This window comes from Luteolibacter arcticus, from assembly GCF_025950235.1.
GTDB classification, from domain to species: Bacteria; Verrucomicrobiota; Verrucomicrobiia; order Verrucomicrobiales; family Akkermansiaceae; genus Haloferula; species Haloferula arctica.
Genome location: NZ_JAPDDT010000001.1, coordinates 508,757 through 532,083, shown reverse-complemented (window position 1 = coordinate 532,083; position 23,327 = coordinate 508,757). Strand labels below are relative to the sequence as shown.

Annotated in this window: 25 protein-coding genes; 8 read left to right on the top strand and 17 right to left on the bottom strand. The window is 63.2% G+C overall.

Annotated elements, in window-relative coordinates; all coding sequences use genetic code 11:
• Positions 1-65 precede the first annotated feature (65 nt).
• On the top strand, positions 66-3,386 hold the full coding sequence (locus tag OKA05_RS02205) for a glycosyl hydrolase family 18 protein (protein WP_264485455.1): 3,321 nt from the start codon (positions 66-68) through the stop codon (positions 3,384-3,386).
• A 7-nt stretch (positions 3,387-3,393) separates the two neighbouring features.
• Here the strand turns inward: OKA05_RS02205 and OKA05_RS02200 are convergent, their stop codons facing one another.
• The 3 genes from OKA05_RS02200 to OKA05_RS02190 form a co-directional block, all read right to left on the bottom strand.
• On the bottom strand, positions 3,394-3,918 hold the full coding sequence (locus OKA05_RS02200; RefSeq protein ID WP_264485454.1) for a GNAT family N-acetyltransferase: 525 nt from the start codon (positions 3,916-3,918) through the stop codon (positions 3,394-3,396).
• A gap of 76 nt (positions 3,919-3,994) precedes the next feature.
• A complete protein-coding gene (locus OKA05_RS02195) occupies positions 3,995-4,528 on the bottom strand; it encodes a hypothetical protein (protein WP_264485453.1) in 534 nt (177 codons plus the stop codon).
• A gap of 188 nt (positions 4,529-4,716) precedes the next feature.
• Positions 4,717-7,038: a Tex family protein gene (locus OKA05_RS02190; RefSeq protein ID WP_264485452.1), complete on the bottom strand. Its 2,322-nt coding sequence runs from the start codon at positions 7,036-7,038 to the stop codon at positions 4,717-4,719.
• A 129-nt stretch (positions 7,039-7,167) separates the two neighbouring features.
• Here OKA05_RS02190 and OKA05_RS02185 point away from each other — a divergent pair, with 129 nt between their 5' ends.
• From OKA05_RS02185 to OKA05_RS02160, 6 genes are all read left to right on the top strand, one after another.
• A complete protein-coding gene (locus OKA05_RS02185) occupies positions 7,168-7,968 on the top strand; it encodes an ATP-binding cassette domain-containing protein (RefSeq protein ID WP_264485451.1) in 801 nt (266 codons plus the stop codon).
• Positions 7,969-8,014: 46 nt separating this feature from the next.
• Positions 8,015-8,140 (top strand): hypothetical protein, encoded by a 126-nt coding sequence (locus OKA05_RS02180; RefSeq protein ID WP_264485450.1) that lies wholly within the window; start codon positions 8,015-8,017, stop codon positions 8,138-8,140.
• 58 nt (positions 8,141-8,198) lie between these two features.
• Entirely contained in the window at positions 8,199-8,543 is a 345-nt protein-coding gene (locus OKA05_RS02175; RefSeq protein WP_264485449.1) for a hypothetical protein, read from the top strand.
• Positions 8,544-8,655: 112 nt separating this feature from the next.
• Positions 8,656-9,357 carry a succinate dehydrogenase cytochrome b subunit gene (locus OKA05_RS02170; RefSeq protein ID WP_264485448.1) on the top strand — a complete coding sequence of 234 codons (702 nt, stop codon included), beginning with the start codon at positions 8,656-8,658 and terminating at the stop codon, positions 9,355-9,357.
• A gap of 30 nt (positions 9,358-9,387) precedes the next feature.
• On the top strand, positions 9,388-11,358 hold the full coding sequence (locus OKA05_RS02165; protein WP_264485447.1) for a fumarate reductase/succinate dehydrogenase flavoprotein subunit: 1,971 nt from the start codon (positions 9,388-9,390) through the stop codon (positions 11,356-11,358).
• 82 nt (positions 11,359-11,440) lie between these two features.
• Positions 11,441-11,671, top strand: coding sequence for an addiction module protein (locus tag OKA05_RS02160; RefSeq protein WP_264485446.1), 231 nt, complete (start codon positions 11,441-11,443; stop codon positions 11,669-11,671).
• 299 nt (positions 11,672-11,970) lie between these two features.
• Here OKA05_RS02160 and hemB read toward each other — a convergent pair whose 3' ends face one another.
• Positions 11,971-12,954: a porphobilinogen synthase gene (gene hemB, locus OKA05_RS02155; protein WP_264485445.1), complete on the bottom strand. Its 984-nt coding sequence runs from the start codon at positions 12,952-12,954 to the stop codon at positions 11,971-11,973.
• 128 nt (positions 12,955-13,082) lie between these two features.
• Here hemB and hemW point away from each other — a divergent pair, with 128 nt between their 5' ends.
• Positions 13,083-14,168 carry a radical SAM family heme chaperone HemW gene (hemW, locus tag OKA05_RS02150; protein WP_264485444.1) on the top strand — a complete coding sequence of 362 codons (1,086 nt, stop codon included), beginning with the start codon at positions 13,083-13,085 and terminating at the stop codon, positions 14,166-14,168.
• A gap of 85 nt (positions 14,169-14,253) precedes the next feature.
• Here hemW and OKA05_RS02145 read toward each other — a convergent pair whose 3' ends face one another.
• From OKA05_RS02145 to OKA05_RS02085, 13 genes are all read right to left on the bottom strand, one after another.
• Positions 14,254-15,801, bottom strand: a complete 1,548-nt coding sequence (locus OKA05_RS02145; RefSeq protein ID WP_264485443.1) for a glycoside hydrolase family 75 protein — start codon at positions 15,799-15,801, stop codon at positions 14,254-14,256.
• 370 nt (positions 15,802-16,171) lie between these two features.
• On the bottom strand, positions 16,172-16,507 hold the full coding sequence (locus tag OKA05_RS02140) for a hypothetical protein (RefSeq protein ID WP_264485442.1): 336 nt from the start codon (positions 16,505-16,507) through the stop codon (positions 16,172-16,174).
• Positions 16,504-17,124, bottom strand: coding sequence for a hypothetical protein (locus tag OKA05_RS02135; RefSeq protein WP_264485441.1), 621 nt, complete (start codon positions 17,122-17,124; stop codon positions 16,504-16,506). The genes OKA05_RS02140 and OKA05_RS02135 overlap by 4 nt, the downstream gene beginning before the upstream one ends.
• The gene (locus tag OKA05_RS02130) at positions 17,121-17,504 is read right to left on the bottom strand and encodes a DUF1353 domain-containing protein (RefSeq protein ID WP_264485440.1); all 384 of its coding nucleotides are present in this window, start codon (positions 17,502-17,504) and stop codon (positions 17,121-17,123) included. The genes OKA05_RS02135 and OKA05_RS02130 overlap by 4 nt, the downstream gene beginning before the upstream one ends.
• Positions 17,501-17,668: a hypothetical protein gene (locus OKA05_RS02125; RefSeq protein WP_264485439.1), complete on the bottom strand. Its 168-nt coding sequence runs from the start codon at positions 17,666-17,668 to the stop codon at positions 17,501-17,503. Before OKA05_RS02125 ends, OKA05_RS02130 begins: the two co-directional genes overlap by 4 nt.
• Positions 17,665-17,889, bottom strand: coding sequence for a hypothetical protein (locus OKA05_RS02120; RefSeq protein WP_264485438.1), 225 nt, complete (start codon positions 17,887-17,889; stop codon positions 17,665-17,667). Before OKA05_RS02120 ends, OKA05_RS02125 begins: the two co-directional genes overlap by 4 nt.
• Positions 17,890-17,950: 61 nt before the next feature.
• The gene (locus OKA05_RS02115) at positions 17,951-18,133 is read right to left on the bottom strand and encodes a hypothetical protein (protein ID WP_264485437.1); all 183 of its coding nucleotides are present in this window, start codon (positions 18,131-18,133) and stop codon (positions 17,951-17,953) included.
• A gap of 16 nt (positions 18,134-18,149) precedes the next feature.
• Entirely contained in the window at positions 18,150-20,048 is a 1,899-nt protein-coding gene (locus tag OKA05_RS02110) for a hypothetical protein (RefSeq protein WP_264485436.1), read from the bottom strand.
• A 16-nt stretch (positions 20,049-20,064) separates the two neighbouring features.
• Positions 20,065-20,235 (bottom strand): hypothetical protein, encoded by a 171-nt coding sequence (locus OKA05_RS02105; RefSeq protein ID WP_264485435.1) that lies wholly within the window; start codon positions 20,233-20,235, stop codon positions 20,065-20,067.
• 5 nt (positions 20,236-20,240) lie between these two features.
• Positions 20,241-20,690 (bottom strand): hypothetical protein, encoded by a 450-nt coding sequence (locus tag OKA05_RS02100; protein ID WP_264485434.1) that lies wholly within the window; start codon positions 20,688-20,690, stop codon positions 20,241-20,243.
• 5 nt (positions 20,691-20,695) lie between these two features.
• Positions 20,696-21,094, bottom strand: coding sequence for a hypothetical protein (locus OKA05_RS02095; protein ID WP_264485433.1), 399 nt, complete (start codon positions 21,092-21,094; stop codon positions 20,696-20,698).
• A 16-nt stretch (positions 21,095-21,110) separates the two neighbouring features.
• On the bottom strand, positions 21,111-21,557 hold the full coding sequence (locus OKA05_RS02090) for a hypothetical protein (protein WP_264485432.1): 447 nt from the start codon (positions 21,555-21,557) through the stop codon (positions 21,111-21,113).
• Positions 21,557-23,326: a hypothetical protein gene (locus tag OKA05_RS02085; RefSeq protein ID WP_264485431.1), complete on the bottom strand. Its 1,770-nt coding sequence runs from the start codon at positions 23,324-23,326 to the stop codon at positions 21,557-21,559. Before OKA05_RS02085 ends, OKA05_RS02090 begins: the two co-directional genes overlap by 1 nt.
• Position 23,327 lies beyond the last annotated feature (1 nt).

Genomic DNA, 23,327 nt, shown 5'->3' with positions numbered 1-23,327 from the left:
CAGAATCATTAGAAACGCCTCCTTCCCCTGCGCTCGATGGCAGGAAACCCTCTCGGGATCGTAATATGTTGCGCCACCTCCTCCTTTGCCTGTTGCCGCTTTCCACGCTCTCCGCGCAATGGGGGGCAAACTCCCAACCGACCCGTACCACGGCCGATCATACCAAGCGTGTGGTCGGCTACGTGACGCAATGGGATGCGTGGAAGACCACCAGTGCCGGCCTGCCGAAGCAAGGGTTCCTGAATCACCTCAACCTCGATTACTCGCAGTACACCCACCTTAACTTTTCGTTCTTCGGCGTCGCGAACGATGGCTCGCTGCACTCCGGCGACTACCGGAATCAAGCCATCTATCAAGCGGGAAGCACCCAGCAGCCCGCCCCGCTGCTGCACGGCGACGTCTCCTCATCGTGGGACTACCACTTGATCTGGGGGAACCTCACGCCTCAGTGGGAAATCAATGCCACGGTTCAAGCGGCCGGCTTCGTCGCCTTCAACGGTGGTTGGAAGCACGTCGCGACCGGTCTCTCCGGCCCGCTGCCAGTGCCTTATCATCCGCCGGGAACCGCTCCGGGAATCCTCGATCTCGCCCACTCGAAAGGCGTGAAGGTGATGGCAGCGATCGGCGGATGGTCGATGTGCAAGCACTTCCCCGAAATGGCAGCAGATCCGGTGAAGCGCGCTCGTTTCATCGCCGATTGCCAGAAGCTGATCGCGCTCGGTTTCGACGGCATCGACTTCGATTGGGAGTATCCCGGGGCTTTCGCCGGCATGAACTTCACCGGCACGAATGCCGACTACGCGAACTTCCTCACGCTGGCCACCGAGCTGCGCGCGGCGATCGGCAGTGGCAAGGAGATCACGTCAGCCATGTCGGCGTCGCCGGCAAAGCTCGCCGGCTTCGATTGGCCGGCGATGTCCGCCGTGCTCGATTCGATCGACCTGATGACCTACGACTTCGAAGGCGGCTGGTCGGATTTCGCCGGGCACAATGCCCAGCTCTTCCCCCACCCCGGTCAGGAAACTACCACCTTCGCCTGCTCCACCAGCGTGCAGTATCTCATTAGCCAAGGTGTGCCTCGCTCGAAGATCGCGATGGGACTCGGCTTTTACGGCCGCGGCGTGGTGTGCAACGGCACCGCGGCACTCGGGGCACCCACGGTGAAGATTTCCAAGACCGTGCAGCCAGACGGCCCGATCGTCACCGCTGCCGACTTTGCGTCGTGGGAACCCTTCGATGCCACACCCACCTACCAGCGGATCACCCAACTCATGGGGAGCGGCTGGACGCGGCATTGGGACGACGTGGCGAAGGTGCCGTATCTCACCAAAGGCACCTCGTTTCTCAGCTACGACGACTCTCGTAGCATCGGTCACAAGGCGGCCTACGTCCGCGATCAGAATCTCGGCGGCGTGATCGTCTGGCATGCCTTCGGCGATCTCCGCGCCGATTCGGCCACCAATGACAAGCTGCCCTTCAACCCGAACACCGACGCGCCATTGATCAATGTGGTCAACTCCGTGCTCGCGGGCGACGCCATCCCGGCCGAGGGAACCGAGGGACCATCGCCCGCAGGAGGTCCATTGCGGGGGCTGCCCACATTACCATCGAGAGCGCTGGCATTCGGCTACCTCAATGCCCTGCGCAATGAGAACGGTCAGGACCAGGTCATCGCCGACCTGCCTGCGGCCCTTGATGCAGCGAACCTTGAGGCCTTCGACGTGATCATCACCGCCTTTGCCGAACCGAAGTCGGACGGCACAATCGGCACCGGACTGGGCGCGTTTTCGAGCTGCCTGCCTGCCGTGGTGGCGGAGGGGCATTCGCTGGACAAGTCCGTCGTCGTATCGATCGGCGGTGCCGCGCCGGCATCGCTCGCGACCCAGTTCGCGACCATCGCCGCAAGCCCGGCGCTGCGGCAGACATTTTCTAACAATGTCGTCGCGTTCTTGGATGACCACGACCTCGACGGTGTGGACATCGACTACGAGTTCCCCGCCGATGCCACGGCACGGGCGAATTTCACGCTGCTGATGCAGACGCTGTATGCCACGGTGAAGGCGGAGGACCCGCGCTACATCGTGATGTTCGGCGGCGGACCCGGCTGGTTCATGGGCAGCTTCGACTTCGCCGCGCTGCATCCGCACTGCGACTTCTTCTTCTACTTCGGCTACGACTGGAAGAACCCGGCCAATGGTCCGATGCGCAAGCCCGGATCGGTCCAGTGGACACTGGCCAACGACACCTTGCCCGAAGCCTCGGTGAAGGGCGGCATCGACTACGCGATCGGCAAGGGCTTCCCGGCGAGCAAGATCGTCTGCGGCCTCCCCTTCTACGGATCTAACAACAGGTCGTGGTCGGCAGTGAGGGATACTTGGGCCGCCAACCCCGCAGCCTTCATTCCCAACGCCGACTCCCTCGAAGTGGAAATCGGCGGCGAATGGTTCACACCGCCCGACGCGATGAAGCGAAAGATGGACGCGCTCCTCTCTCCATCCGACAGCGTCCTGGCAAACTCGGCCGTCATCCGTGGTGTCGGCTGTTGGGAGATCGGCCACGAGCACGCCAGCCACCCCGACCTCTCCACCGCCTTCGTCGAGTGGATCGCAGGCGAACCAGTAGATCCCGTCGATCCGCCGCTCGACCCCGACGCAGGATGGACCTCGCACGCCATGGCCGGCGGGCTGACGCTCACGCTTCAAGTCACCGACGATTGGGGCACCGGCTACCAAGGCCAGCTCCTGCTCAACAATCAGACCGGTGCGGCGCTGAGCACCTGGACCATCCAGTTCGACGCCCCCTTCACCGTGGCGTCCATGTGGGACGGCGTCTATGGCGGGAAGAGTGGCAACACCCATACGGCCTCCAATCCCACGTGGGGTGGCTATTCGTTGCCTAACAACTCGACCGGGACCATCGGTTTCACCGGCAGCGGAACCCAGAGCCAGCCGACAAATCTCAAGCTCAACGGAAATCCCGTCGGCACGTCAGGCACGCCATTCGCGACGTGGGCCACGACCCGCGGCTTGCTGGCCACCTCCCAAAGCACCGACAGCGATGGCGACGGCCGCGCGAACCTGATTGAATTCCTCAACGGCAGCAACCCGCTCACCCCCGGCAGCGATGGCCCCCGTCACGAAATCCGCAGCCTGACGGTGAACGGCGTCACGGCCGACTACTTCTGCCTGATTATCCCCGCCGACATCGCCGCCGCGGATGTGGAATACAGGGTAATCTCCTCCGCTACGCCCGCCATGAGTCCGGCACGACTGATGGCGCTTTACGGCACCACCACGGTCGCACCCGGAAAATTGGAAGCGGTCTGGCGGAATGCCACACCGCTCGGTTCGCGCGGATTCGCGCGCCTGGAAGCGAGAATGAAGTGACCGAGGATCAGAGGGCCTTGGAGTAGCGCAACTCTTGCACCGGGCAGCCGGAGATCTCCTCGGTTTTCTCCGATCCATCGGGAGCAAAGCCGAGGCTCTCGCAGAATCGCTTGGCCCGGTCGTTCGCGCCGATGACCCACTGGGTGATCCGCGAATAACCGCGGCGTTTCGCCTGATCCATGACTTCTTCCGCCAGCTCATGACCGGCGCCACGACCCCACGCAAGGGGATCGACGAAGAACGAACTGATCTCGGCGGTGGCGGAACTCGCATCGGGATCCTGCGACTGCGACAGCGTGCAGAAGCCGGCCATGCGGTCGCCCCTCATCGCGACCAATACGGTCTGCTGGCAAGGGGTTCCCAGCATGTCCTTCCACTCCAACGCCCGGCGCGATGCGTCGAGTTCCCGGAGCTTGGTTTCAGGCACCAAGCCCTGACAGGCAGCCTGACAGGACCGGACCTGAATTCCGGCGATCCGGGTGGCGTCGCGGCCGGAGGCGTGACGGATTAAAAATCGGGCGAGGGTTTTCACGTTGCATTACTTTGCACGGCCTTGGCCTCCGGTGCAACTCGTCAAAACCATACCGGCTTCCGTGCTTCTTCGTAGGTCAGCTGCGACGAGACTCCTCGATTTGGCGGATAAGATTATTTCTCCGCTCATTAAATGAGCGTTTTGCATCCCTATAGCCGGATGCCTTGCTGGTGCCGTTGATCATTCCGAAAATCGCGAACCCGATGAACAACAGACCAAACAAGGGAAACGGAAACGGAGCACCCATCCCGGCGGCAAAGGACATCCAGACGACGCCTGCCACGATTGCGATCACTCCACCAGTGATGCTCCCTGCTTCGCTCGGCAAGGAACGATGGCCGTGCTTTCCTGTCACCATGAAGCTCTCCCGGCGATTCTCCCACTCCCGGTCAAGCCGCTCCAAGTCATTCTGAAGCTCAATCACCCGGAGGTTCCCTGCCATCTGCTCGGTCGTCCGCCCGATGTTCTCCAGCAGACGCGTGTGCGTCACCGTAGGATCATGGACGATCTCGAGACGGGCATGACAGTAGTTGCAGGTGGCGAAGCGGATCGTCTCATCGACCTGCAAATCCGCCCCGCAGCCTTGGCAGCATACCTTGGTGATCTTCATCCGGTGGAGAATGAGAGAAACGTGCTGATTCTCGCACGTGGAATTTCGCAGTCTGTATGGAGTGCTGCCACTCGTCGCAGCTTTCCCGACCGAGGCTTGCCGAGGAGGAAGAAAGGCGGACGTAAGGGTGCTTCACGGCGACAAGTCGCCTGCTCGAAAGCGGTGACAAGCCACCGCACTCCAAAGGCTCACTTCTTCTTCGCCTGACCCAATGCCTGGCTGAACCAGTCATTGCCACCACCGCCCCCGCCCTGCTGCGGACGGTTGTCGCGGCGCTGATCAGGACGAGGGCCGCGATCATTGCCACCACCGCCGCCGCCTGCGGGGGCGCGGCGCGGCTCCATGTCCGGCTTGGACTTCATGGAGAGGGAGATGCGGTTCCGCGGGAGATCGACTTCCATGACGGTCACGTTGACGCGTTGGCCCACTTTGACGACCTCGCTGGCATCACGGATGAAGTGGTCGGCGAGTTGGCTGACGTGAACGAGGCCGTCCTGGTGGACGCCCACATCGACGAAGGCTCCGAAGGCTGCGACATTGGTGACGATGCCGGGCAGCTTCATCCCAGCCTTGAGGTCGGACGGCTTCTCGACGCCCTCGGCGAACGAGAAATGCTCGAACTGCGCGCGCGGGTCGCGGCCGGGCTTGGAGAGTTCCGCGAAGATGTCCTGGAGCGTCGGCAATCCGACGTCACCGGAGACGTACTGCTTGAGGTCGATCTTCTTGCGCGCCGTCTCGTTGGTCAGCAAGTCAGCGACCTCGCAACCGACGTCGGCAGCCATGCGCTCGACCAAGGGATAGCGCTCCGGGTGGACCGACGAGCCGTCGAGCGGGTGCTTGCTGTCGCGGATGCGAAGGAAGCCGGCAGCCTGTTCGAAGGCCTTCTCGCCGAGGCGCGGGACCTTCTTCAACTCATCGCGCGAGGAGAAGCCGCCGTGTTCGGTGCGGAAGGCCACGATATTTTCAGCAAGGGAAGCGTTCAGGCCGGAGACGTAGGCGAGCAGTTGCTTCGACGCGGTATTGAGTTCCACGCCGACGGCGTTCACCGCACTGATGACGGTGTCATCGAGGCTGGTCTTGAGCGCGCGCTGGTCGACATCGTGCTGGTACTGGCCGACGCCAATCGACTTCGCGTCGATCTTCACCAGTTCGGCGAGCGGATCCATCAGACGGCGGCCGATGGACACGGCACCACGAACGGTGAGATCCTCGTTGGGGAACTCCTCGCGGGCAACATCCGAGGCCGAGTAGATCGAGGCACCAGACTCGTTGACCATGATGACGGGGATGCCGGACGGAAGCTTGAGCTTCTTCACAAAGGCCTCGGTCTCGCGGCCTGCGGTGCCGTTGCCGATCGCGATGGCTTCCACCTTGTATTTCGTGAGAAGACCGGCGAGTTCTACCGCGGCTTCATACATCTGGTTGTTAGATCCCGCGGTCGCGTAGAGCACGGTGTGATGAAGCAGCGCACCCTGGGCATCGAGCACCACGGTCTTGCAGCCGGTGCGGAAGCCCGGGTCGATGGCGAGGGTGCGCTTGCGGCCGAGTGGCGAGGCGAGCAGCAGCTCGCGGAGGTTGTCGGCGAAGACGCGGATCGCGGTTTCATCGGCGGCTTTCTTGCCAGCGAGGCGCATCTCGGTCTCCATCGAGGGCATAAGCAGACGCTTGCAACCGTCGTCCACGGCGAGCTTCACCTGATCGGCAGCCGGGCCGCGGCCGGTGACCCATTCGGGCTCGGCGATGCGGCTGACGCGTTCCAGCGGAACCTCGATCCGCATGATGAGGAAGCTTTCCTTCTCGCCGCGTCGGATCGCCAGCATGCGGTGGGACGGGATGGATTTGAAGGGCTCGCTCCACTCGAAGTAGTCGCGGAACTTCGCGGCTTCGGCGTCGGTGTCCTTTCCGTACATCACCTTGGAGGCGACGGTCGCCTCTTCCTCGTAAATCCGGCGGACCCGGCCGCGCAGCGCGGCATCGTCGGCCACGCGCTCGGCGATGATGTCGCGAGCTCCGGCGAGGGCGTCATTGGCGTCCGGGACCTCCTTCTCGGCATTTACGAATTTGGCGGCCTCGTCGGCCGGTTCGGCACCCTGATTGGCGAGCAGCCAGTCGGCGAGCGGCTCGAGGCCCTTTTCTTTCGCCTTCGTCGCACGAGTGACGCGCTTCGGGCGGAAGGGCGCGAAAATGTCTTCCAGCACCGTCATGGTGCTGGCGGCGTCGATCTTCTTCTTCAGTTCCGGGGTGAGCAGGTTGCGCTCCTCGAGTGACTTGATGATCGAAACGCGGCGGCTATCGAGTTCGGCAAGCTGCACCATGCGGTCGCGCACGGCCTGAATCTGCACTTCATCGAGCGATCCGGTGGCCTCCTTGCGGTAGCGGGAAATGAAAGGAACCGTCGCGCCTTCCGCGAGCAGCTTGGCAGTGGACGCGACGGAGGTCACGGAGATGCCGGTTTCCTTGGCAATGGTGGCGATGTGCTGCGCGGCAGCTTCGGTCGGGACGTCAGACATGGGCGGGGAGGAAAAATAGGCGTCCCCGGTCCGCCGTGGCAAGCGGGGGAAAATTACAAGGCCAAAGACGCTCGCAACTCCGATGCTTTTTTCCGTGCCGGGCGGATTGTGTCATGCTTTGAAAGGCGTGTGGCCTACCTCGAAATCCGCGAACTGCAGACCCACTTCAAAAAGCGCGCCGGCTCGATCTTTTCCCCGCACGTGGAGACGATCAAGGCGGTGGACGGGGTCAGCCTGTCGATCGAGAAGGGCGAAATTCTCGGTCTGGTCGGCGAATCCGGCTGCGGAAAGTCCACGCTTTCCCGCACCGTCATGCAGCTCCTGCGGCCGACGGCCGGGTCGATCATCATGAATGGCGAGGACCTCGCGAAACTGCCGTCGTCCGAGGTCCGCAAGCGCCGGCTGGACTTCCAGATGATCTTCCAGGACCCCTACGCCTCGCTGAACCCGCGGATGACGATTTTCGCGACGCTGGCCGAGGCGATCAAGCAGCGGCACCCGAATGTGGGCGGGGCCGATCTTTCCGCCCGGGTCGCCAAGCTGATGGAAACCGTGGGTCTCGACCCGCGTTTCCAGAAGAAATACCCGCACGAATTCTCCGGCGGCCAGCGCCAGCGCATCGCTATCGCCCGGGCCCTGGCTCCGGAACCGAAGCTGGTGATCGCGGACGAACCGGTGTCCGCGCTCGACGTCTCGATCCAGTCGCAAATCCTGAATCTGCTCAAAAAACTGCGCGCCGAGCTGGGACTGACGATGATTTTCATCACCCACGACCTCGGCGTCGTGCGCTACCTGGCCGACCGCATCGTGGTGATGTACAAGGGAAAAATCGTCGAGGAAGGCGAGGCCGAAGCGCTTTTCGCGAATCCGCAGAACGCCTACACGAAGAAGCTGCTGGCGGCGATTCCGAAACTGGCGGCGACGGCGTGAGGTTCCTCGGCTTGAATTCGCGGCGCAACCGGATCAATCTTCTGCCATGGCAAGCCCCATAGAGGACGATGAGGACTTGGCCGAGGCCTACCGTCGTTCGGAGGAAATGGACCTTGATCCTGGCGCATGCCTGACTCACGAGGAGTTTCTCGAGGCGCTTGCGCGAAAGTAGCATTCCTTAAGGGAGGTTTCCCTTGCCCGGATTCGTCGTCCGGCCAGACTTCCCGCCGATGAATCCTTTCCTCCTCAAGACACTCCATTTGGCCGGGGCGCTCGGCGTGTTCACCGCCATGGGCGCGATTATCGCCGCCGCGGGCGAAGGCACCAAGAAATGGGCGAATATCCTGCACGGTGTCTCCCTCTTGCTGCTCCTTTTGGTCGGCCTCCACATGCTTTTCAGCCTCAAGCTCGCTGGCACCGGCGGCTGGTGGCACGCCAAGATCGTGCTCTGGCTCTTCCTCGGCGCCGCTCCCGCCCTCGCCAAGCGCAAGGTGCTTCCCGCCCCGGCCCTGCTCGGACTGGTGCTCGCCGCTGGCATCGGGGCCGCCTACCTCGGCCTCGCCAAACCATTTTAATCCGCAGGATTCGCTTTTTTCACCGCTGATCCTGCGGCACGGGGAGTCTCCCCTTGCATGGCCGCAGGGCCAAACCTAATTCTCGCGTGCGCCGGTCTCGAAACCACCGCCCATGAACGCATCCGCCTGCTCGTTCCCCATTGTCTGCCGCGTTTGGAAATCCTCCATCGGCCGGAAACTCATCGTCGCCCTGACGGGCCTCGTGCTCGTCCTCTTCATCGCCGGTCACCTCGCGGGCAACCTGCTGGTGTTCGTGGGCCGCGACGCCTTCAACGAATACGCCGAGCTGCTGAAGCACCTGCTCCATGGAGCAGGTATTTGGATTGCCCGCCTCGGCCTGCTCGGTGCCGTTGCCTTGCACATTGCCGCCACGGTTTCCCTGACCGCAGAGAACAAGGCAGCCCGCACCGCCTATGCCAAGGAGGCCACCATTCAGGCCAGCAAGTCCTCCCTGATCATGATCTGGAGCGGCATCACGATCCTCGTCTTCGTGATCTACCACCTGCTGCACTTCACCCTGCACGCCGGCAATACCTACGAAGATTACCGCGACTCCCTCGGCCGCCACGATGCGTGGAAGATGGTCATCGACGGTTTCTCGGTCTGGTACGTCTCGGCCTTCTATATCCTGGCGATGACCCTGCTTTGCTCGCACCTCAGCCACGGCATCGGCGCGATGTTCCAGACGCTCGGCCTGCGGTCAAAGAAGTCCGCCCCCTTGATCACCGTCATTTCCAAAGGCTCCGCGATTCTCATCTGGCTCGGCTTCATCTCCATCCCGATCGCCATCAATTTCTTCGGCTTCGGACGCTGAACCTTCGCTTTCCCTCACTCCTTTCCACCCATGTCTCTCGACAGCAAAATCCCGTCCGGTCCGATCGATCAGAAGTGGTCCAAGCACAAAATGGACTCCAAGCTGATCAACCCGGCGAACAAGCGGAAGTTCACCATTCTCGTCGTCGGTTCCGGCCTCGCCGGGGGTGCCGCGGCCGCGACGCTCGCGGAACTGGGCTACAAGGTGAAATGTTTCTGCTACCAGGATAGCCCGCGCCGCGCCCACTCCATCGCTGCACAGGGCGGGATCAACGGTGCGAAGAACTACCAGAACGATGGCGACTCGGTGCATCGCCTGTTCTACGACACGATCAAGGGCGGCGACTTCCGCGCGCGTGAGGCCAATGTCCACCGCCTGGCCGAGGTCTCGGTGAACATCATCGACCAATGCGTGGCCCAAGGCGTGCCCTTCGCCCGCGAATACGGCGGTCTCCTCGACAACCGCTCCTTCGGCGGCGCGCAGGTTTCCCGTACTTTCTACGCCCGCGGCCAGACCGGGCAGCAGCTTCTCATCGGCTGCTACCAGGCGCTCGAGAAGGAGATCCACAAGGGCGGAGTGACGATGTATCCGCGCACCGAGATGCTCGATGTCGTCCTCGTGGACGGTCACGCCAAAGGCATCGTCGTGCGCGACATGGTCACCGGCAAGATCGAGTCCCACGCCGGCGACGCCGTCATCCTTGCGACCGGCGGCTACGGCAACGTCTTCTTCCTCTCGACCAACGCGATGGGCTGCAACGTCACCGCAGCCTGGCGCGCAGCGAAGCGCGGGGCTCTCTTCGCAAACCCTTGCTACACCCAGATCCACCCAACCTGCATCCCGGTCAGCGGCGACTACCAGTCGAAGCTCACCCTGATGTCCGAATCGTTGCGCAATGACGGCCGCGTCTGGGCACCGAAGACCCGCGAGATCGCCGAGAAAATCCGCAAGGGCCAGCTCACCGCCTCCGATGTGGCCGAGGATGACCGCGACTACTACCTCGAGCGCAAATACCCGTCCTTCGGCAACCTCGCCCCGCGCGACATTTCCTCACGCGCTGCGAAGGAAGCCTGCGACGATGGCCGAGGCATCGCGAAGACCGGCCTCGGCGTGTATCTGGATTTCCGCGATGCCACCGCTCGTCTCGGCGAGGCGACCATCCGCGCCCGCTACGGCAACTTGTTCCAGATGTACGACAAGATCGCCGGCCAGGACCCCTACAAGCAGCCGATGATGATTTACCCCGCGGTGCACTACACCATGGGCGGCCTCTGGGTGGACTACAACCTGATGTCAAACGTCCCCGGCCTGCACGTGCTGGGCGAAGCGAACTTCTCCGACCACGGCGCGAACCGCCTCGGTGCCTCCGCCCTCATGCAGGGCCTCGCCGATGGCTACTTCGTCATTCCCGCGACCATCGCGAACTACCTCGCGACGCAGAAGCCCGGCACGATCAAGCCCGATCAGCCCGAGTTCAAGGCGACCGAGGCCGAGGTCAACGAGCGCACCAACAAGCTGCTTTCGATCAATGGCAAGCGCACCGTGGACAGCTTCCACAAGCAGCTTGGCGAGGTCATGTGGAACAAGTGCGGAATGGCCCGCTCCCGCGAAGGCCTGACCGAGGCGATCGCCGAGATCCCCGCGATCCGCGAGGAGTTCTGGCAGAACGTCCGTGTCCCTGGTTCCGGCGCCCAAGCGAACATGGAACTGGAGAAAGCCGCCCGCGTCGCGGACTTCCTCGAATTCGGCGAGATGATGTGCTACGACGCCCGCGACCGCGAGGAAAGCTGCGGCGGCCACTTCCGCACCGAGCACCAATTCACCGAAGCCGACCCCGAGGTCCAGTCCGGCAAGACCCAGCCCGGCGAGGCCAAACGCCACGACGACAAGTTCTGCCACGTCTCCGCTTGGGAGTACAAAGGCGCGGGGGTCGAGCCGGTGCTGCACAAGGAGCCGCTGGAATTCGAGGCCGTGCACCTGTCGATCCGCAGCTACGCGTAAGGAGTGTCGACATCCTGTCGACACGGCGTGGACGGCGGAACTTCGCCTTTCCGTCACAACGGGGAGAATGCTAGCCTCTGGAATGGACGCTCTCATTCTCGAGCAGGAAGCTCTCAAGCTTCCTCCATTGGCCCGCCTCCGACTCGCCGACCTGCTTTACTCCAGCCTGGAGGTGGCAGCGGATGAGGAGTGGAAGCGCAAGGCCGCGGAAGAATGCGAATCCCGTTGGGAAGCCTACAAGCGGGGTGATATCGGCTCCACTGTTTGGACCGATTTCCTTGATAGGATCGAGGCGAAATACCCTCGCCCATGAAGTTGCGCGTTCTCGACTCTGCGGACTTTGAAGTCGAAGCGGCATTCGACCACTACGAGCGCCAAGACGTCGGGCTTTGACTCTGAGTCACCGAGGAATGCGATGCTCTTCAAGGGATCTTGTAGTCGCCGGAGGGACATCCGATGTTGAGCGCACCCACCGCCGAAGGAACTTGAAGAGGTTTCCGTACGCCATTCTGTTCCGCAGTGATGGCGACGAAGTGGTGTTGGTTGCGTTCCTTCACCAGCAATCGGACCCAAGGAAGTGGCGTGAGCTACTTCAAAGCCGCTGATCTGCGGTCATTCCCTCAGCCACCCCGCCGCCCTCTTGGCGTAGTAGGTCAGGATCATGTCCGCTCCGGCGCGCTTGATGCCCATCAGGCTTTCGAGCGCGACGGCCTTGGCATCGACCCAACCGGCGGCCGCGGCGCTCTCGATCATGAGATACTCGCCGCTGACTTGGTAGGCGGCCACCGGCAGCGTCGTGCACTCGCGGATCCTCGCGATGATGTCGAGGTAGGGACCGGCCGGCTTGACCATGACCATGTCCGCGCCCTCGGCCTCATCCAACATCACCTCGCGCACCGCCTCGCGGGCATTGCCGGGATCCATCTGGTAGGTCTTCTTGTCGCCTTCCTTTGGAGCGGAATCGAGCGCCCCGCGAAACGGGCCGTAGTAGGCGGAAGCATACTTGGCCGAGTAACTGAGGATCGACAGCTGATCGAAGCCCTCCGCATCCAGCGCCGAGCGCAGCGCGGCCACCCGGCCGTCCATCATGTCGCTGGGCGAAACGATGTCCGCTCCCGCACGGGCGTGGCAAAGCGCCTGCTGGCAGAGGATTTCCACCGTCTCGTCATTCAGAATCTGCAGATCACCTCGCTCGTCGCGCATCACGACGCCGTCGTGGCCATCGGAATTGTAGGGATCGAGCGCCACGTCGGTGATGATGCACAGCGTCGGGTAGGCCGCCTTGAGCGCACGGATCGCCCGCGGCACCAGCCCGTCGTCATTGTGGCACTCCTCGGCAAGGGGCGTCTTGAGGCTCTCCTCGATCTTCGGAAACAGCACCACCGCGGGAACGCCCAGCGCATGAGCCTCGCCCGCCTCCTTCACGAGTCCCTCCAGCGACCAGCGGCTCACGCCGGGCATCGAGGCGATCGGCGTATCAACGGAGTCCTCGTGCAGGAACAGCGGCAGGATGAAATCCGCCGGGCTGAGGACATTCTCGCGGACCAGCGATCGGATCGCCGGGGTGCGGCGGTTGCGGCGGGGACGGATGTGCATCGTGCGGTGAAGTGGGATGGAGCCGCGCCATGTTCCCCGCCCCCGCCGGACTTGCAAAGGGCATTTCGCGCCGGACACTGGTCATTTGAGCGCGGCCATGCTCTCTTCCGCCGGCCCGCGCGGCTTTGATGCTCCTCTACCTCCACATCCCCTTCTGCCACCGGGTCTGCCCCTACTGCTCGTTTTACAAGCATACGCCGGGCGACACGTCGATCGGGGCATTCGTCGCGGCGCTGTTAGATGAGGCCCGCGGCCGGATTGCGGCACTGGAGGAGAAACCGCGGACGCTCTACCTCGGCGGTGGGACGCCCTCGATGCTGTCCCCCACCCATCTTCGAACGCTCTTCGGAGGACTAGGAGAACTTCTTGATCTCCAGTCGCTCGACGAAGTGACGCTTGAGGCGAATCCCGCCACCTTTGACGTGGCGAAAGCGCGGCTTTTCCGGGAACTCGGCGTGTCCCGTGTCTCGCTGGGCATCCAATCCTTCACTCCGCACGTCCTTGAAACGCTCGGCCGCGAACACGACCCCGCGCAGGCCGCAGAAGCCGTCAAAATCCTGCGTGAAGCGGGAATGCCGGCGGTGAACATCGACCTGATGTTCTCGATTCCCGGGCTCTCCCACGATGACTGGCGGCAAACCTTGGAAACCGCCATCGCCCTGGAGCCGGACCACATTTCCGCCTACAACCTCACCTACGAAGAGGACACCGCCTTCTTCGAGGGGCTGAAGCGCGGCACGATGGATGCCGACGAGGATCGTGATGCCACGCAGTTCTTCCTGGCCGACGATCTCCTCCGCGCTGCTGGCTTCGAGCACTACGAGACCTCCAACTACGCCCAGCCCGGCTTCCGATCGACCCATAACCGCGGCTACTGGCGCGGTGAAGATTACCTCGGGCTTGGCCCCTCGGCGGTATCGACGCTCGGCGGCGAGAGATTGAAGAACATCGCCGACACCGCAGGCTACGTCCTCATGATCAGCTCGCTGGGGAACGCAGTCGTGGAGAGCGAATCGCTCGATGCGGAGCAGCGCCGTCTCGAGCGCATCGCCCTGATGCTGCGCACCGAGGAAGGCGTGCCGCTTTCGCTCGTGGATCGCGCCATAGTGCCGCGATTGTTAGAGGAAGGCTTGGCGGAGATGCATGGCGACTCGCTGGTGCTGACTCGTGAAGGCTCGCCGCTGGTGGACCCCATCGCCGCCGAATTGGCGTAGGTGGTGAAGTCCCGGGAGCGCCGGTCTTCAGACCGGCCCGAATGGTCCTTCGATACCGCGCTCCCAAGGGGCCGATCGAACTTCCCTAGCGCTGCGGAGCCGGTGCAGGTGCCGGCGCCGGAGTTCCCGAGGGAGCAGGAGCAGGAGCCCCGGACGGTGCCGGGGGAGCCGGAACTGGAGTTGGCGCCGGAGGCGGCGTAGCGTTTGGCAAAAGGTTCTCCCAACGGTGCAGCGCCACCCCTTCACCGAGGCCGCCACATTCCTTGATCAGTTCCTCGCAGCGCGTCCGCCATTTCTCATAGTCTGGCGGCCCCTTGGTCTCCTCGCGCGAGCCCGGAAAAACCACGTAAGTCACCACCAGATCGGACTCCGGACGGCTGTAGGATGAGGCCCGCGGATTGATCTGCTTCGCCATGCGCAGCGAAGCCTCACCCACTTTGAACGTCGGGCCGCCGTCACCCACGATAGCCGGGTAAAGCTTGTCGCCATGCACCACCACGGCGTAGTCGCCGACCTTGGGCGAAAACGGCTCCCGCGCCGTGAGCAGGTTCACGGGAATCACGATGAACGGGTCATAATCCGCGATCAGGAAGCTGCGGCTCTTCATGTCATCGATGCCCCGCTGAAGCTCCTTGATGCGGTTCCGCAGCCAGGTCTTGCGCTCCGCCGTGGTCGCGGCAGCGGCCAATTCCTTGTTGGCACCTGCGATCCGCTTTTCAAAGCCGGCGATCATCGGGTTTGGCGTGGTCGTCTTCTTGGGCCAGCCGTAGCTCGTGTAGGGTTGGTAATGGGTGGAATTGACGATCTCGTCTGGCATCGTCGGCAGCCGGTCGCCGTCGGAGCCATCCGAGACCACATCCATCTCCGCCTGCAGCAGGAAAACCTTCCGGCCGCTTTGCGGGTGGGTCAGGTTGAGCATGGTTTCGCAGTCGTAGTAGTTGTGCTTGGTCAGGAGCTCGTTGAGCTTCGTTGAATCCTCCTTCAAGCTCCTTGTTTTCCTGTCGTAAAGTTCATAGAACCAACGGGAAACCTCAGGTTTTTCCAGCAATACCGGAAGCCCGGGTAAGAGCTTTGAGAGCCGCGGATTAACGGTCTGAAGCTGGTCCAGCGTCTTCGATGGCTCGGGCACGCGGATGCTGAGCTTGTACTCGGCGGTGTAGGAGTTGGCGTCCTTCCGCTCCACCGAGGCAATGCCGCCCTTGTCGACCTTCACCTCGGTTTTGAAGGGGATGCCGGAGCGCAACGTGCGGACGTCGCCGCCGCTATTGGCGGTGTGGGCGGAAAGCGGCGGCTCCGGGGCCGTGGCGCGCCGTTCGGCGTCCTCGGCCTGCTTCTTCAAGTTGGCAACCTCGCGTTGGTAGTTCGCCTCCAATTCCTCCATCTTCTGGCGGTGGCGGGCTTCCAGATCGCGCATCTGGTCCGCCGAATCGTCGACCTGCTTTTCCACGACCGGCGGCGGAGGCGGTTGGATCAGGTTCTTCACGCCGCGCAGGATTTTCTGCCCCGGCGGCGTGAAGGGCAGGATCGCCCCGGCGAGCACGATGACGAAAACCGAGGCGCGCAGCCATGGGAAACCACCCTTCGCGGGTCGGCGGCGCAGGCCTTCGATCTGATGCGGGTCGCCAGAACTCATGTGCGGGATACTACGAGTTCCCGGCGGAAACTTCCAAGACGAGACCGGGCAAAAATAGAGCACCTCCAAAGCAGGCCCCGGTTCGACGCGCCGGAGCGGAAATACCACGGGAGCGCCGGTCTTCAGACCGGCACGAACGGTCCTTCACTGCCGGTCAAAAATCCGGCGCACCCTCGCAAAAAAAGAAGCCGCCCCGAAGGGCGGCTTTTAACCTTTGGCCACTCGTAAAGAGTGGCGGAGCGGACGGGACTCGAACCCGGTTTGGGCCATTGGAGCAACAAAGGACGTTCCTTCAATCCCTGTATCTGCCAGCCATCAAGCGGTCGCGACTGGTCAGCGATGTAGAACAACCGCAGAACATTTGGCCAAACTACTCTCTCGATCCAAGCTCCCGCCGCAAGTTCTTGAACTCATTCGTCTGCTCAAGGGTAGCCCGAAGCAAAGCGTCCCGCGAAGCCTCCCCTTTCGCCGCATCCTCCCGCATCAGTTTGATGAAGCTGTCCCGATCCTCAATCCGCGACTTCCGCTCGGCGCGCAACTCCCGGTACAGGAACACGATGGCGACGATCGCGCCGGCCAGCATGACCAGGGGCAAGCCGAATTCCCGGATCCAAGCGGGAATCTGGTCGATGGTGGTGCCGATCCAGCCGAGAATGGAAACGGCGGCACCGGTGGCGGCTTTGGCGATGTCGGGTTGCAGGGTCATACAATCGGGCCTTCGATGAGGATGTTCGGCAGGAGCTTCTGCCCGTGCGCTTTCAGGGCGTTCACGGCGGCTTGGATCCACGGCGAGCCCTCCGGCACCGTGAGGCACAGCCATGACGAGGTGCCCGTGATCGGACCGCGGCCGAAGTGCAGATTCACCTGCTGGTGCCCCCACTCGTCGTAGTTCCGCGGATCGTCGCGGCCCCACATGCGGGTGACGTGGAACTTGCCCCCGTGGGGAATCCCGAGCTGCTTGGCGACCTCGGCGTCATCGGCCTGCCGAAACGCGGGCTTCCGGCCCTTGTGGGCACCGGGGTACATCCACCAGACCCCCGGCTTGAGCATGCCATAGGGTTTGCCGACGCCTGGATTCCATCCGAGCTTGCTCGGGTCAGTGTTCGCATTGGCCGAAAGCACTCCTTCCGGGGTGACGAGGAAGAAGGCGTCATCGAAATACCCGAAGTCGTTCCCTTCCGTCGGGCCCATTGTGGTCGCCCGGTATCCGCGCACCGCGAGGTTGTAGACCTTGGGAAGCGGCGACGTGTAGCCAGCCGCACGCCACGCTTCCAGGGCGCGTGCCTTGACCAGATCGAACGGGGCTTTGGGCTGGGAGATCATGGCTTGGAACCTTTGAAGCTGCGCCCGCCGAACCATCGGACGGCGCGGTAAATCATCTCGCGGCGAGGCCAGTCCAGACCAGCGTTGAACATCGCCTCCTTGAAGAGGTCGTCGGACTGCAGGCGCGTGAAGCGGAGGTTGAGCTCGGAATAGAGCCAGTCGTGAATGATCGCCGCGCCGAACCACGGGCCGAACTGCGCGAGCACCGACCAGAAGACCCGCGGGATCGACGCTCCGTCGGTCACGAAACCGGCCGGCACCGTGATCGCCCCGCGGCTCGACAGGTAGGTGAAGGGCGCGAGCAAGCGGAATGTCCGGACGTCGCCCTGCAGGCCGTTGTCGCGGACGTCGATGGGATCAGGGAAAACGGCGCGGCTCATGGGCGTCGGCGTAGGCGGTCGAGGAAGAATCCCGCAGCGAGCGGGACGCCCATCCACACGGATAGGGCGCCGAGCGAGTGCAACAGTGGCTGCGGCGTCATGCGGATGCTGATGAGCGCGAGAACGATCGTCAGAAGCACGAGGATGAAGGCGGTGAGTTTCATCGGCGGTTGCGGATCTCCTCCGCGGTGATGGGTGCGTTCAGATTCGGCGGCGGCGTTGCAGCCGACTTCTCTTTCTCAAAGGTTCCGGCGATCAACCCCGCGACGAACGCCAGCGGGATCAGCAGCAGCGCGAACCAGAATGCCGGCGACAGGCGCTCGCTCGACTGGTGGACGTAGTCGGCTACCGCAGGCTTGCTGCCATGGATGAAGGTCGGTCCCATGAGACGGCGTCGGATGGCGCGGCGAATCCGAAGGAAGATCGGCCGCGGGAGGCTCATCGGATCAGCGGTCGTAGAACTCGCTGTGCGGGCCGAAATCACCCAATGCCTCGGGCCGCTTGGACTCGACGCCCGGGGTGTCCAACGGGTTGGCGGTGCCTTCCCACGACTCCGGAACGGTCGAGGCGCAAGAGGCGAGAGCAAGGGCGGCGGCCACCGCGAGGAAGGATAGGATTCGCGACTTCATGCCCGCCGGCAGTTTGTCAATCCAGCGGCGTCCGGTTCTGGAAGTCGCGCATGTCGCCTAGCAGCCGCACCATTTCGCGCTGCAGGTCGGTTTGCGTCCGCTGGTAAGCAATGGTCGAGTCGACGCCTGCGAACCCGCCGCCGCCGCCGATCCGCTGCATCGAGTCCACGGCCGTGATGCCTGGCTGATAGGTTGCTCCGTCCATCTTCCCGCGGATCTCCCGGAGCTTGCTGAGGAAATCCTCGTTGCTGTCCATCTTGTTGCCCTCGGTGCCGTTGGCGATCGACTCGGCGTCGGCCATCGCCTCCTTGTTCGCGCGCTGCTTCTCCGCAAGCTTGAGCTGCTCACCGGCGGCGACGAGCGCCTCGGCACGGCGCGCGGCCTCGCCGGGATCAATGCCGGCGTCCGTCAGGTCGGCAATCCGCTTGCGCACTTCCGCTTCGCGCTCGAGCTGCGCGACCTTCTCCCGGTTGCCTTCCACCTGGGCGCGGATCATCGTCAGCTCGTTGTCGTATTCGGCGACGGCCGCGGCGCGCTTCTTGTTGGCCTCCTCCTGCGTCTTCGATTGCTCCTTCAGCAGTGCCGCCCGCTTCTCCTCGATGCCCATCAGCTCGGTGGCGATCTTCAGCGACTCCGTGTTGCCGGCAGCGGATCCGTGCCCCTTCGCTTGTTCCCGCTGGATCATGGCGGCGATGTCCTCACCGGACGTGCCGGCGAAGTTCGTCTTGATCGCGCTGTTGAACGTCTCGCGGAGCTTCTGTTCGGCCGCGTTCAGGTCCTCGATCTTCGCTTCCAGCGGCAGCGCATCGAAGCGCGCCTTGTCCGCCTGGGTGAGCGCCTGCTGATACTTCTCCTTGGCCTTGTCGTAGGCGTCTGCCGCCTTCTCGGTGGCCTTGGCCTCCATCAAGCGGGCATTGTTCGCCTCCATCGCGGCGACCTTCGCTTGCTTTCGATCTTCGGATTCCTCCTTTGGTCCGGTGGACGACGGCAAAAAATGGTCCATGGCCAGCCTCGCCTTGAAAGCGATATCCAAACCCGGACCGGATCGGGCGGCCTTCATTCCGAGTTCCGCCATCTTGGAGGCTAAGGAGCTTAGCTGTGAGATCATCCGGGCGATGTCCTGCGAGGCCGTGGAGATATCGAGATCCTTGATCCAGTTCGCGAAATCCTCGGCCACCGGCAGCAACTCGGTGCCGAGCGTCGCCGCCATGTTTTCGAACTGCGCCTGAATGGTCCGCTGGCTGTTGGCCAGCCCGTCGGAGGTCTTCGCGAAATCCCCCTGAGCGGCTGAGGTTTGCTCAAGGATCAGGCTGTAGGCCGCCATTGCCCGCGTCGCCGGTTCCAGCGACCCCTTGCCGTCAAAGATTCCCTGAGTCATCGCCTCAGCCTTCAGCGTGGCGTCGTCGAGCAGCACGCCGTAACGGCGGATCGGTTCGGACTCACCGCGGAGCGCGGCGCCGATCGCCTGGATGGCCTCCGGGACGCTGGTGTTGTTGAAGGACGCGAGGTCCGCCGCAAGGTTGACCATGCGCGTCGACATGGTCGTCACCTGCGCCTGACCGAGCCCCATCGCATTGAAGAGGTTCCCGTAGTCGGCCGCCGCCGCGAGCGCCTCTTGGCCGGCCAGCCCGAGCGCCTCGGCCGAGGTCTCCGACCAGGACATAATGATGTCCTTGTTCTCGCCGAAGATCACCCCGACCTTGCTGACCGTCTCGCCGAGGTCGGACGCCGCATCGATCGAGTATTTGATCGCCTCCGGCATCCGCTGCGCCGTGGCAATCAGTTCGTCGAACATCCGGTGCCCGACCCGCTCGGCGAACCCGTTTTTGATCTTCGCCGCAGTCTCCGCGACCTTGGCTTGAAGCTGGTTCAGGAAAGCGAAGTTGCCCCCGAGCGTGATCGTGATGCCGGCCATGCTCGCGGCGGCACTGTCAAGGGTTGGCGAGGATCGCGTTTATCTCGCGGTCCTCGTAGGTCTCAGCGGCCGGCTCCATCCCCTGCCCCCATGCGTTACAGGCGGACATGGCCAGCAACTCGGCGAGGGAGATTTCATGCAGCGCGTAGTGCGGCGTCCAATGGAAAGCCGCGCACGCGCCGGTCATGATCGTCAGGGCCCACCCGAATCCGCCGTTTTTTTTTGACCGCCCGCCGTCGACTTCATCGGCATCAGCGGGGAAAGCGCCCGCTCGATGTGGGCGAGCAAGGTCTTCGTGCCTTCCTCGAAGTCGGCGAGCTCTGCGCGATCGGCCAGCTCGCAGATGGCGGCTTTCACCCGGCCGCTCTCGATCGCAGCGAAGACATCGGCCGACGGCGTGGCCATCACATAGAGCGCGGTGGCAAAATCCCAGCGGGTCACCTCGACCTGTTGTCCGCCGGCCGCCAGCACGAAGGGATGCCCGAGGCGTTCGAGCGCGAGGTACTGGCCAAGGCGAAACTTCCGCAGCTTCAGCCCGAAGAGTTCCGGCATCTCCGGCAAAAAAGTCTCGAGGACAACCGACGGCGTCCTCGACCCTGCGACCTCAACAGCGGAGGCAATCTTTTCCAGTCCGGGATTCATGCGGATTACGGCGTCTCATCCGCCGCCATGTCCGGGTAGTGCGTGAATGGCACGGTGATCTTTTTCACCTGGGCATTTTGGTAGGTCACTGAAGCATCTTCAACAAAGGTGCGCCCCTCGGCGAAGTCGATGCCATCGTGCTCACCCAGCCCCGTCAGCTCGTCGCCTTTCTCAGGAAGCGTGCTGTCGGGCTCGCACATGATCTCGATCGATCCTGTGTTTTTCTTCGCATGGTCGATGCGGGTGACGATGTCGTTCTCTTCATCGCCGATCTCGGCGACCTCGCCTCCGCGGTTCACCGTGAAATTTTGGACGATCCCGGAGGTGGTGACGCTTTGGACGCCGGTAATGACGCCAGCGGGGACGCCCCAAACAACTTCCCGACCTTTCATGCTGTGAGCCATGCCCGCGTAGAGGTTGTCAAATCTCCGCAGCGATTGCCTGGAAGCCCATCACGTGCACCCAATTCCCTTCGCTCACGGTCAGGCTTGAATCGATCGGCTCAAAGGCCGAGATCGCGACGCCCTTGGTCTCGCAGAAGGTCGCGAAGGCAGCGAGCCGGGCGGCTGCCGCGGCGTTCGTTTCATCCGCACGCGTGGTGAAGTCGACCGGCGCGAACGTCATCTCGGCCGCGGCTTCAGCATCCTCGGCGGCGATCAGATCGGCATTCTGATTCACCGAGACCAGCAGATTGAGGATCCAGACCGGTTCACCCGGTGCCAATGGTTCGGCGGTCGAGATCCGGACGACAGCATACGGCGGTTCGAGATCGAGGTCGCCGGTCTCGCGGTGGATCGTCACCGGCACCGAGATATCGGCCGTCAGGAAGTCGGCGACGGCCGCGATCAGCTTGGAGCGGATTTTCATCAGGGCGTGTAGCTGCCGATGGTGAACCAGCTCGTTCCGTTGGATTGGATCGTCCGGCTCTGCCACTGAGTGGAAAGCGTGACCGAGCTCGATGATCCATCGAGCAACTCGGTGCTATTTGGGTCGATGCTTGGCGCATTGGATGCCCCGACGTTCTTGATCACATAGACGCGGCCGGGGTGGGAGGCGGCGGCGGGTAGATCGACGTCGAACGCTCCCGAGCTGGCATCGCAAAGCACCGTGTGATGGTCACTGCCCAACGTCGTGGTAGTGGTGAGGGCATTGGTCGCCGCTTGGATGCCAGTCGCGGCAAGCCTCCAGCGCCGGCTGGATTGGCCTAGCAAAAAACCATCCGAGAACGGGTGGAGCCCCTGGTTCACTCCCGCCCCGAGGATCGCTGAGATAGTGCCGCCATTCCACAGACGCGGCTCAGCACCGGAGAAATCCATGCGAAAGCCGGTCGCCCGGTTGAGCGGGGTCGCTGGGTCGATGATGCGAACCTGCCCGTCTCCGGTGGGGATGATGTAGACCGAGGAGCGGAACTCTAACCGTCCCTTGTTGTAGACGATGTAGGGATTCCCCAGCTCCGAGTCCGCGAGCGTCTGGCCAAGGTGGATCAGGCCAAGCGGAACGCGCGACCAGAACTGATTGGCCACGAACTTCGCGCCGTTGCCCGTCAAGTGCTGCGTGTCGCCGTAGAGTCCGCGGGCATTGCCGAGGGCGTAGGTCCGGATAGCGGCCGCGCTGTTGACGAATGAGTGGCCCGTGGTCACCGCCCAAGCTCGCTGTGCTGCGCGGATCGCGGGCTGTGTTGCCTCCACATTGCCGTCGAAGTAAATCGGCCACGCGGATTTCAGAATCCAGTCCGTATCCGCCTTGATGGTATTTGCTGCGGCGTAGAGCGTCGGGAATGATCCGCCGGACTGCCATGCGGTGACGGCATCAGCGACCGAAACGACCACGAGATCAGGAGCGAACGCAGTCCAGATCGGCGTGAAGATCGCCGCCGGAGTCGTGTTCATGTCCGTGAAGTCGATGCCGCCCGCGTAGCCGAGCATGTTCCACGTCACGCCCTTGCCGTCGCTGCGAAAGATCCCGCCGCCAAGCAGCTTGAACCCTGCGCCGGTCACATTGTTCACGCGGAGGCGAAAAGCTGGCTCGTTGCTGGTCGGGAGATTGAAGGTCGAGACCGCGCCGATCGTGGTGGCATTCGCCGTGTCGATGGTGCCGAGTGAGGTCCATCCGCCCGTGCCGTTGGCTTGATATTCCAGATCGAACGTCCCGCCGCCGGACTGCTTGAGATAGACGACAACCGCACGATCGCCTTGCCGGTCGATGACCGTCGCTTCTCCGCACCGCAGTTGCGCGGTGGATCCCGAGGCCATCGTGTAAGAGACGCCTGTGATCCAGTCGGAAAAGGTGGACGTGTTGGAGGTGATGGTCCCGGACGTGCTCGCGAGGCCATCGCCGATCCGGCCCTGAACAAACATCCGCACGCCCGGCACGAAGTTGGTCAGCATCGAGTCGCCTAGCAGAACGATGTTCAGCGGCGCGGACCCGGTTGCGCCCGCGGTCGTGATCTTCTTCTGGCAGAACGGCTGCGCGTTGACGTAGTCCTCTGCTCCCGCGACATCGAAAAGCGATGCCGCCAAATCGACGTTGGAAAGGGTGGTGGCGGCTTTCGCATCGAGCGCCGCTTGCGTCGGAACCAGTGTGTCGGCCGCGACGAGGGACGGCAGGAGGAACAAGGAAAGGAGTAGCTTCTTCATG